Raw genomic sequence first — 9978 nt, forward strand, 5'->3', positions numbered from 1 at the left:
GGCGCCGCCCGCGAGAAGCTGGCGGCGTCCACCGAGCTTCGCCGGGAGCTCGGCTTCCTGCCTGGCGTCGCGGCCAACCTCATCGGCCTGGCCTACCTCGCCAACGACGAGCGGCGCCGCGAGGACGTCCGGCCCCTGCTCGACGAGGCCGCAACCCTCGCCGAGGCCGACGGGGCCCGCGGCGTGCTGCGCTGGGTCGAGCAGGCGCGCGGTCAGCTACTCGGCGACGGGTGAGGGCCGGCCGGTCATCCGGGCGGTCAGCTCGGGCAGGCCGTCGCCGGACAGCCGGGTGAGGGCGGCCGGCCGGCCGGTGAGCAGGAGCAGCAGGGCGGCGACCGGACCGTGCACGGGTGCGCCGGCGCCGGCGGTCCACTCGATGTCGGTGGCACTGAGCCGAAAACCGGACAGCCTGCGCCTTGCCCAGAACGGCCAGCCCATGGTCCAGACCCTTGCTGCGCCGGCGCGGGCGGCGTCGATGGGCATCGCGCGGTGCCGGCCGAGCGGAACGGCGATGTCCTGGCCGTGCACCAGGATGTCGGGAAGGATGTTGCGGCAGTTGGTGATCGGGGGCAGCCGGCGCGAGGCGGCGTGCTCCCGCAGCTCGGCGACGAGGTCGGCGCCTGGCCGGTTGGCGTGCCGCACCGCGATGTCGTGGTTGAGCCGGTGGAAGCTGCCGCGCGCCCGGACCGCCTCGACCAGCATCGACCACGGGCGGGTGGTTGCGGCGCCAGCGCGACGTGCGCGGCGGCGTCGCGGATCCGCCAGCCGGCGCACAGCGAGGGGCTGTCCCACTCCGCTTCGGTCAGCGTCTCCAGCAGGTCGGCCAGGCTGCGCCGGTCCCGCTCGATCGCCAGCCAGATCTGTTCGCGATCCATGTCGATCCTGCTAGCATTAGTCAGATACACTGACGGTATTAAGTCAGAGACTCTGACTAATGTCAAGGAGCCCGCGTGCCAGACGGCGAGCTGAACACCGGCCTGCTGCTCTACATCCCGTACCGGTGGCTGGAGAACCGGGTGTTCCAGGCACTGGCCGAGGCCGGCTTCGACGACATCACCACGGCCCAGATGAAGATCATGCAGCGGATCGGGCCGGACGGCACCCGCCTGACCGAGCTGGCCGAGCAGGCTCAGGTCACCAAGCAGACCGCCGGCTTCCTGGTCGACCAGCTGGAGAAGGCCGGCTGGGTGGAGCGGGTGCCCGACCCGACGGACCGGCGGGCCCGCCTCGTGCACATCGCCCCGCGCGGGCTCGAGGCGATCCCGGTCGCCACCGCCGCGGTCAAGGCGGCCGAGGCCGAGTGGGAGGCCCACCTCGGCACGCGGCGCATGGCCCAGCTGCGGCGCCTCCTCGCCGAGCTCCGCGAGATCACCGATCCGTACGCCTGACCGTCAGCGCACCGTGGCCCGCTCCCGTTCCCGCACCAGCGGAAGCACCTCGCGACCGAAGAAGGTCATCTGCTCCAGGTCGGGGTGCCCCATGAACAGGAACTGGCTGACCCCGATGTCCCGGTACTGCTCGAGCGCCTCGACGATGTCCTCCGGCGAGCCGACCAGCGAGATGCCGGGAGGTCCCAGGTACGGCACGGCGCCGGTCCACAGGTACGGGCTGGCCCAGCTGTCCTCCTGGGCCGCGAGGTCGTAGGTCCGCCGGTAGCCGACCGAGTCCGACCGTCCCCGCAGCGTTCCGTGCAGCTCCTTTGCCTGCTCACCCGCGGTCGCCACCAGCTCGTACGCGGCGTCGATCGCCTCCGCCCTGGTCGGCTTCGAGATCAACGACACCAGCAGGCCCACCTCGGTGCCGCTGTCGAGCACCGGCCGGATCCGCTCGGCCATCCGCTCCGGCGCGTCGGGCAGCGTCAGCAGGCAGTCCGCGTGCCGGATCGCCAGCGCGATCGCCTGCTCGGAGCTGCCGCCGATGTAGATCTCCGGCCGGCCCATCCCGTCGCCGCCGAACGGCGTGTTGATCCGCGCGCCCTCCACCCGGTAGTGCCGCCCGGCGTAGTCCACCGGCCCCTCGCCGCGCCACAGCGCGTGGCAAATGTCCCAGAACTCGTCGGTCCGCTCGTACCGCTCGTCGTGGGTCAGGAAGTCGCCGTAGTACTTCAGCTCGTCCGGCGCCCGCCCGGCCACGATGTTGATGCACACCCGGCCACCTGTCAGCTGGGACAGCGTGTTGACCTGCTGGACGAAGTAGGTCGGCGAGACGATCCCGGAGCGCACCGCGACCAGGAACTTGATCTTATCGGTGTGCTGGCCGAGCGCCGCCGAGTACGCAAGCGGATCCGGCCTGGTGAACCCGAACGCCATGAGCAGCGACTCGATGCCGCTGGCCTCCGCCTGCCGGCAGAACTCCAGATGCCCTTCGACGTCCGGCGCCCCGCTGAGCGTCGTCAGCGCCTTCGACCGGCGGAGGCTGTCGCCGACCGACGACAGGCTCCATATGAAGCGTAACGTACGAATCCGACTGGCTGTGCGCATGCCATCGCCCTCCCGGGGCCGAGATTTCCGCTGCCGGAAAATGTTCCTTTTGTCTACCTAGGTATCGGGAGAAATCGCGATTGGGCGCCGTGCCTCCAAGCCCCGGACTGCCCGCACGACCATCCTCGACCAGCGTTTCTAGCTCGAATGCCTTCCCCAGAAGCGGCCCCCGGAGTCACGCCCGAGGTCCGGAACGCGGCGAAAACGGCTTTCGGCGCGTCCCTTGTTTCCGACCGTAGGACGCGATTCGCTACCCGAACATGGCCCATTCTTCCTAGGGTGAACGGTATCCCCTAGGGCACCAACCGATCCGTTTCCGCCCGGCGGGTACGTCCGCATCCGGCGGCACGCGGCACCGGTCGTGCCCCGCGACGCCGGCGGGACTACCGCTTGATCGACTCGGCCGAGCTGACGGCGCCCTTGTGGCGGGAGCTGCAGCCGCCGTACAGGTCGTCCTCGTAGTCGGTGCTGGTCGGCGTGACGAGCGACGCGGGCGAGTCGAGCCGGGTGGTGGTGGCTTCGCCCGCATAAGCCGAGCCGGCGGTGGTCGCCGTGACCGTGATGGCCGCGGCGGCGACGAGCACGAACGTGCTGAACCTTCTCATGGTCACCTCCACGCGGTACTTCGACCGTAACCCGCACGTCCGCACGCCGCATACCGCCATCTGCCCGTGCTCAGTTGGCGCCGGCCCCCGGCTGGCACTGCGGCGGCTGGCAGAGCATCTTGCTCAGCGCGGCGTAGAACACGTCCGGGATCTTGGTCGGGTCCGGCGTCGTGAACGCCTCGCCGCCGGTGGCCTCGGCGATCGTCTTCAGCTCGGCCGGGTCGACGTCCGGGCCGATCCCGATACCGATGATCTTCAGTGGGCGCCGGCCGTCCTGCAGCCGGCCCAGCTCCGCCAGCAGCTGGTCGAGGCCGATGTCGCTGGCGTTGTCGTCCTTGCCGTCGGTCAGCACGATCACCGTGTTGATCCGCCCGGCCTCCCAGTTCTGCCTGGCGTCCTGGTAGGCGGCCAGCACGGCGTCGTACAGCGCGGTCGAGCCCCTGGCTGCGGCCCGGACCGAGCGCAGCGTGTCCAGCCCGCCGGCGGCCAGGTGCTCGCTCACCGTCCGCATGCCGAGCAGCTCCTTGTAGTCCCGGTCGCCGTCGAGCCTGGTGGAGAACAGCCACAGGCCCAGCCGGGTGGTCGGCTTGAACAGGCCGATCCCGGCCGTGGCGGCCTGGATGGTGATCTCCATCCGGGTCTGCCCGGTCCCGGGCACGGTCTCGTTCATCGACCCGGACACGTCCAGCAGCACCTGGAGCCGGCCGCTGAGGTTGACCGCGGCCCAGGCGTTGAGCACCTGCTCCACCTCGGCGACGTCGGGCACCGGCGCCGGCGGCATCGGCGCGGCGGAGACCCGCCCGCTCCGCGACCGGTCCCGCAGCGCCTTGCCGTCCGGGGTGCGGAAGCCGGCGGCGGCGAGCTGGTCGGCGCTGTCCCCGCGGAGCAGCCGGTCCAGGAACGCCCCGGCCGCCTGCCGCTTGCTCTCCGAAGACTCCGGCAGCACGACGTACGGGTAGTCGAGGGCGGGCACGGCCGGTTCGGCGTACACCGCGACCAGCTGCTCGCTCTGCCGCGCGTTCTGCCGCAGCAGCGCGGTCTCCGAGGTCGGGAACGCCGCCAGCGGCTCGCCGGGGCTGCTGCCGCCGGGCAGCCGGGCGAACAGCTCCGACTGCCCGGACTCGGTGTTCGGCGACAGCCGGCGCATGGCGGCCGTGCTCGCCGCGCCCGGATCCGGCGTGCCCTTGATCAGCTCGCGCAGCCCGAACAGCAGGGACATCCCGACCGGATCACGCGCCGGGTCGGGCATGCCGACCGTGAACGACCTGGCGTCCGGCCCGATCACCTGGGCCCAGGTCAGCTTCGTCCCCGGCCAGCCGAGCTGGCCGGCCGCGGCGTCGGTCAGCGCGAGCACCACCGGCGAGGTGGCGATCGAGGACCCGGAGACCGGCGTGTTCCAGGCGCCCTTGTCCTGCGCGCGCTGCAGCCACATCGTGGACTCTGGAATCCACACGTCCGGACGCTCGGTGCCGTCCGAGACCGCCAGCGCCTCCACGATCGCCGTCGACTCCCGGCTCGACACCGCGACCGCGTAGCAGGCCTGCTTTGCGAACGCCCGCGCGATCTGGGTGACGGTCGGCGCGATCTCCGGCGCGGCGGCCACGTTCAGCGTCGTCGTCGAGTCGCAGCTGGTCGCCGCGAGCTGGTCGCGCAGCAGGTCGAAGGTGAACCAGCCGACCAGGACGGCCACCAGCAGGACGCTCAGCAACAGGACCGGCGTCCGCGTCCCACGCCGGTCGGCCGGCGAGTGCCGCCCCATCGCCGCCTCCATCGACCCCGGACGTACGCAAGGCATTAGACCGCTCGGCCGAACCATACCCCGCCGCCGCGTCAAGCAAACGTGTGCCGGTTGCACGGTCCGGGCGCCGTCGCCCGGTCTTTTTCTACATCGCCGGCATTTTCGTGGCATAGCCACGACATAGGCGTGCAGTTCGAACGTCCAATCCGGTGCGGAGCCGGGTACGCTCCGCGTGTTGGTTCCGGTGGTGCGACAGGAGCGTTGAGCGTGGCGGTGGATCGTCCGAGTTGGGCGCCCGAGGGGGTCGACGTGGATATGCCGAGCCCGGCGCGGATGTACGACGCACTGCTCGGTGGATCACACAATTTCGCAGTCGATCGCCGGGCCGTGGAGATGGCGGTCGCCAAGGTTCCGGATCTGCCGAAGGTGGCGTGGAGCAATCGGGCCTTTCTGCGTCGTTCGGTGCGCTTCATGGTGGCCGCCGGCATCCGGCAATTCCTCGATATCGGATCGGGGATTCCCACGTCGGGCAATGTCCACGAGGTGGCCTGGGAAGCCGATCCGCAATGCCGGGTCCAATATGTCGACCTCGATTCGGTGGCGGTCGCGCATTCCCGGGCGATCCTGGCCGGGCAGGAGCGGGCCGCCGCGATCGAGGGCGATCTGCGGGCGCCGAAGGAGCTGCTGGCCGATCCCCGGCTGCGGAAGATGATCGACCTGAGCCAGCCGGTCGGCGTCCTTCTTGTCGCCGTGCTGCATCTGCTCAGCGACGGCGAGAACCCGCGCGGGGTGGTCGCCGCGATCAGGGACGCCATTGCGCCCGGCAGCTATATCGCGATCTCCCACCTGACCAGCGCGCAGCGGCCGGAGGATGCCATGCGGCTCGGCGAGCAGGCCAAGGCCGGGTCCGGGGTCGGGATCTACTTCCGGTCAAGGGAGGACATCACCGCGTTGTTCGACGGGTTGACCGTCGTCGCGCCCGGCGTGGTGGAGCTGGCGCTGTGGCGGCCGGAATCCGCCGAGGACATCTACGAGGAGCCCGGACGGTCCCTTGGTCTGGCCGGGGTGGGCAGGCGGGACTAGGCACGGCCGATGCCGACGACGACCACGACGACCGAGATCCGCCGGTTCGCCCGGCGGTGGGCCGCGGCGCTCAGGGGCGCGGTGTTCCCGGCGATGACCACGTTGGACGTCGAGGTGACGCTGCGCCGGCTGACGGTCCGGCTGGTCGAGGCGGCGCGCGGCGGCGAGCGCGGGCACGAGCTCGGCCGGTCGGTGGGGGCGGAGCTGGTCGCGGCCAACTACCGCGACGCCGCGGTGATGAACCACACGATGGACGTGCTCGGCAGCCATCTCCTTGCCGATCTGGGCGAGCTGGCGGGTGGCGTCGGGCCGGACCGCGTTGCCTCGCTGCAGGGCGCGGTGGCCGAGGGATTCGTGACCGCCGTGCGCCAGCGGGTGCTGTTCGAGCAGGAGGCCACCCAGCGCGCGGCGCTGGCCGCCGCGCACGCCGCCGAGGAACGCCGGCGCGCCAGCGAGGCGCGATTCCAGGCCGTATTCGCCGAGGCCGCGGTCGGCATCGGCGTGGTCGGAATGGACGGCATCATTCTTGACGTCAACACCGCCATGGCGGACATGCTCGGCGTGGACCGGGACGGCATGCGGGGGCGCACGATTGCCGACGTGATCGGTCCGGAGAATCTTGGCGAGGCCTTCGCCAATTATTCGGATCTGCTCAGCGGCGCCGCGGCCCGGTTCCGGATGGAGACGGCGCACACCCGGCCGGACGGCCGGATCACCCATATCGACCTGTCCATGTCGGTGGTTCGCGACGGCGCCGGCGTTCCCGAGTTCGTCATCGGGGTCGCCGTCGACATCACCGAGCGCCGCCGGCTGCAGGACCGGTTGTGGCACGAGGCGCGGTACGACTCGCTGACCGATCTGCCGAACCGGACGCTGTTCTTCGAACGCCTCAGCAAGGCGACCGAACCGGTCGGGCTGTGCTACCTCGACCTCGACGGGTTCAAGAACATCAACGACAGCCTCGGCCACGAGACCGGCGACCGGCTCCTGGTCGCCGTCGCGCACCGGCTGCGCCGAAGCATCGCCGGGGACGGCGCCCTTGTCGCCCGGCTCGGCGGTGACGAGTTCGTCATCCTGGTCGAGGGATGCGGCAGCCCGGACCGGGTCTGCCGGCAGGCCGACAACATCCTCGACGCGCTCGCCCGGCCGATCCGGCTCGACGAGGACGACCTCACCGTCACCGCCAGCATCGGGGTCGTGCACTCGGCGCTCACCGGCACCGACCCGGCGATGCTCATGCGGGCCGCCGACATCGCGCTCTACCAGGCCAAAACCACCGGCCGGAGCCGGTGGGCGCGGTACGACCCGGCACACGGCGCGACCGAGGTCACCCGGCGCAGCATGGCCACCGCGCTGCCGGCGTCGCTGGCCCGCGGCGAGTTCTACCTCGAGTACCAGCCGATCGTCCGCCTGTCCGACGCCGCCGTGCTTGGCTTCGAGGCCCTCGCGCGGTGGCAGCACCCCCGCCTCGGCCAGCTGCCGCCCAACCAGTTCATCCCGATCGCCGAGGAGACCGGCCACATCGTCGGCCTCGGCCGCTGGGTCCTCGCCACCGCCTGCCGCCAGGCCCGATGCTGGTACGACCAGTTCACCGAGCCGCCGGTCTACGTCAGCGTCAACGTGGCGGCCGCCCAGCTGCGCCAACCCACCTTCGTCGCGGAGGTGCTCGCCGCGCTGGACGACGTCGGGCTGCCCGCCGACCGCCTGCAGCTCGAGCTCACCGAGACCGCCGTCGCCGGCGACACCCACGGCGCCCTGACCGCCCTGCGCGAGCTCGCCGCGGCCGGAGTGCGGCTCGTCATCGACGACTTCGGCACCGGATACTCCAACCTCGCCCACCTCGGCCGGCTACCCGTGCACCAGCTCAAAATCGACCGGTCGCTGCTGCGCACCGGCCGCCCCGCCGCCCATCCCGACCCCGCCCACGACAAAATCGTCGCCGCCACCATTTCCCTCGCCCACTCCCTGGACCTCGACGTCGTCGCCGAGGGCGTCGAGACCACCGCCCAAGCCGACCGCCTCCGCCTGCTCCACTGCGACGGCGCCCAAGGCTGGCTGTTCGGCAAACCCACCCCCGCAGCGACCGCCACCCAGCTCATCTCCCGGCACACCAACCGAGCCACCCCCGCCTGACCAGGGGGCCGGGTGATGGCGTGTGCTCGGGTGTCGTGGTGGACGGCCGGGGGAATCGGGGTGGCGGAAATGACGCCCGCGTGGCGGCGTGCTCGGGTGTCGTGGTGGATGGCCGGGGGAGATCGGGGTGGCGAAACGGCGGCCGTGCGGCGCGGCCGCCGTTCGGCCATGGCGATCTTGTTCGGCTGTCCCGCCGCCTCTCCGGATCGTCTCCCCGGAACGCGAACCGAGCCACCCCCTGACCGCGAAGGTGGCTGGGCAGCGACGTGACATTCCGTTCCGAGGGCGACTGGGATTGACGCACCCGATGGTCGGGCGCCGCGGGGCTGCTGTGTCGTAGGGGGCGAGGCGTTGGGACCGCGGTGTCGTGCACGGGTGGCCGTTGGTGGATTTGCGCCCAGGGGCAAGTCGCCGGGTCGCGTTGGGCTAACGGTGGCCGGGTGATGGCGTGCCGTAGGGCCATGGCTATTCCGCTCAGGGAAACGCCCCGGGCCGTCTCCGGCACACGGACCGGGCTACCTCCGCCTGACGGCGGAGGTGGCCCGGTATGTCCTAACAGGACGCGAGTTAGAGTCTGCCTGCGCCTGCGCCTGCGGTGACGGAGGCCTTGACGGTGCCGACGTTCTCCGCGGTGTAGCCGTAGGGGATGGGGGCCACTGTGCCGTTGGTTTCGCAGGGGCCGGAGTTGGTGAGGGAGTTGTTGCGGGCCACGAGACGGCCGGGATCGGAGTCGGCGTAGCCGCTTGCCGACCAGCATGCCTGCTGGACGTTTTCGAAGACGTTGGCTTCGACGAGCAGTCCGGCGTCCATTGTGGAGGCGATGGCGTAGGAGTCGGCGTTGTTGAGGACGTTCGAATAGTAGTTGTTGAACACGTGGACCGTCTCGCCGAAGCGTACCCGCGGGCTGCGTTCGAAGGTTCGGTCGAACCAGTTGTGGTGGTAGGTGACCCGCAGGTGACCGCGGTCCTCGCTTTCGTTGCCGTCGGAGTGGCCGACCAGCGAGGTCTTCCAGTGGTTGCGGATGATGTTCCACGACACGGTGATGTAGTCGCCGGCGTGGGTGATGTCGAGCATGCCGTCATAGAAGTCGGGGTCGTCCTCGATGGTGCTGGACATGGTGTTGTGGTCGATCCAGATGTGGGAGGCGTTCTCGATCTGGATCGCGTCGTTGCCGGGCACCCCGCGGATGTTCAGGTTCTGGATGATCACGTTGGCGGGGTCCATGTCCTCGATGTTGAGGGTGGTTCCGGAGACACCGGAGTTGGCCCCGACGCCGCGGATGGTCTTGTTGGCGCTGATCTCGACGGTGCCCGAGCCGCTGAGCATGCCGTTGACCAGGATGGTCCTGGCACCGGAGGCCTGCGCCTGGGTCCGGAAATCGGCGAAGTTGCTCACGGTGACCGTGGCGCCGCCCGCACCACCGGTGGTGCCGCCGGCCTGCGTCGCCCAACCCACCAGCGGACCCGGCGGGGGTGGCGGGGTGGTCGTCGTGGTGGTCGTGGTGGTGGTGGTTGTCGTCGTGGTGGGTGGGGTGCCGGTGAGGGTCTCGACGAGCACGTCGTCGAAGGACGCGCTGGCGTTGAAGGTGGCCAGTCCGGCGCGGCCGGCGCTGAACTGGGTGTCGGTGGCGGTGCCGACCAGGCTGCCGTTGACGAAGCCGCGCACCGTCGTGCCGGACACCTCGATGCGCAGCGTGTACCACGTCCCGGTGGTCACCGGCACCGAGGCGCTGGACAGCGTGGTGGAGGAGCCGCCGACCAGCTTCTTCAGCTGGGCGGTGTTGCTGGAGCGCAGCGAAAGGTAGTAGTAGCTGGTGGCGCTCTGGGCGCGGGCCAGCACGGCGGTGAACCGGTCGGAGCCGTTGAACGACAACGCCTTGACCCGGGTTTGGACGGCGTAGTTGGTCCAGGTGGTTTGGCCGGCGAGGGCGCGGGCGTCG

At 70.7% G+C, this 9978-nt stretch carries 9 protein-coding genes and 1 pseudogene; 4 read left to right on the forward strand and 6 right to left on the reverse strand.

Annotation, left to right across the window (positions count from 1 at the left end):
* The coding region (locus VGX25_RS30545) for a hypothetical protein (protein WP_326921411.1) at positions 1-234 on the forward strand (234 nt) is incomplete at its 5' end.
* Here VGX25_RS30545 and VGX25_RS30550 read toward each other — a convergent pair.
* Both VGX25_RS30550 and VGX25_RS30555 read right to left on the reverse strand, forming a co-directional pair.
* The gene (locus tag VGX25_RS30550; RefSeq protein ID WP_326921419.1) at positions 217-702 is read right to left on the reverse strand and encodes a maleylpyruvate isomerase family mycothiol-dependent enzyme; all 486 of its coding nucleotides are present in this window, start codon (positions 700-702) and stop codon (positions 217-219) included. The two genes, VGX25_RS30545 and VGX25_RS30550, sit on opposite strands and share 18 nt — an antisense overlap.
* Positions 703-776: 74 nt before the next feature.
* A pseudogene (locus VGX25_RS30555) lies at positions 777-875 on the reverse strand (maleylpyruvate isomerase family mycothiol-dependent enzyme); the annotation flags it as partial.
* Between the two features lie 75 nt (positions 876-950).
* Here VGX25_RS30555 and VGX25_RS30560 point away from each other — a divergent pair.
* Positions 951-1388 carry a MarR family winged helix-turn-helix transcriptional regulator gene (locus VGX25_RS30560; RefSeq protein ID WP_326921412.1) on the forward strand — a complete coding sequence of 146 codons (438 nt, stop codon included), beginning with the start codon at positions 951-953 and terminating at the stop codon, positions 1386-1388.
* A gap of 3 nt (positions 1389-1391) precedes the next feature.
* Here VGX25_RS30560 and VGX25_RS30565 read toward each other — a convergent pair whose 3' ends face one another.
* The 3 genes from VGX25_RS30565 to VGX25_RS30575 form a co-directional block, all read right to left on the reverse strand.
* Positions 1392-2480 carry an LLM class flavin-dependent oxidoreductase gene (locus tag VGX25_RS30565; RefSeq protein ID WP_326921413.1) on the reverse strand — a complete coding sequence of 363 codons (1089 nt, stop codon included), beginning with the start codon at positions 2478-2480 and terminating at the stop codon, positions 1392-1394.
* A 383-nt stretch (positions 2481-2863) separates the two neighbouring features.
* Positions 2864-3085, reverse strand: coding sequence for a hypothetical protein (locus VGX25_RS30570; protein WP_326921414.1), 222 nt, complete (start codon positions 3083-3085; stop codon positions 2864-2866).
* 70 nt (positions 3086-3155) lie between these two features.
* On the reverse strand, positions 3156-4844 hold the full coding sequence (locus VGX25_RS30575) for a substrate-binding and VWA domain-containing protein (protein ID WP_326921415.1): 1689 nt from the start codon (positions 4842-4844) through the stop codon (positions 3156-3158).
* A 252-nt stretch (positions 4845-5096) separates the two neighbouring features.
* Here VGX25_RS30575 and VGX25_RS30580 point away from each other — a divergent pair, with 252 nt between their 5' ends.
* Together VGX25_RS30580 and VGX25_RS30585 are read left to right on the forward strand one after the other, a co-directional pair.
* Positions 5097-5906, forward strand: coding sequence for an SAM-dependent methyltransferase (locus tag VGX25_RS30580; protein ID WP_326921418.1), 810 nt, complete (start codon positions 5097-5099; stop codon positions 5904-5906).
* A gap of 9 nt (positions 5907-5915) precedes the next feature.
* Positions 5916-8039: a bifunctional diguanylate cyclase/phosphodiesterase gene (locus tag VGX25_RS30585; protein ID WP_326921416.1), complete on the forward strand. Its 2124-nt coding sequence runs from the start codon at positions 5916-5918 to the stop codon at positions 8037-8039.
* A 567-nt stretch (positions 8040-8606) separates the two neighbouring features.
* Here the strand turns inward: VGX25_RS30585 and VGX25_RS30590 are convergent.
* On the reverse strand, positions 8607-9978 hold a 1372-nt coding region (locus VGX25_RS30590; protein WP_326921417.1), incomplete at its 5' end, for a hypothetical protein.

The sequence above is a fragment of the Actinophytocola sp. genome (genome assembly GCF_035942955.1).
GTDB lineage: Bacteria > Actinomycetota > Actinomycetes > Mycobacteriales > Pseudonocardiaceae > DASYTH01.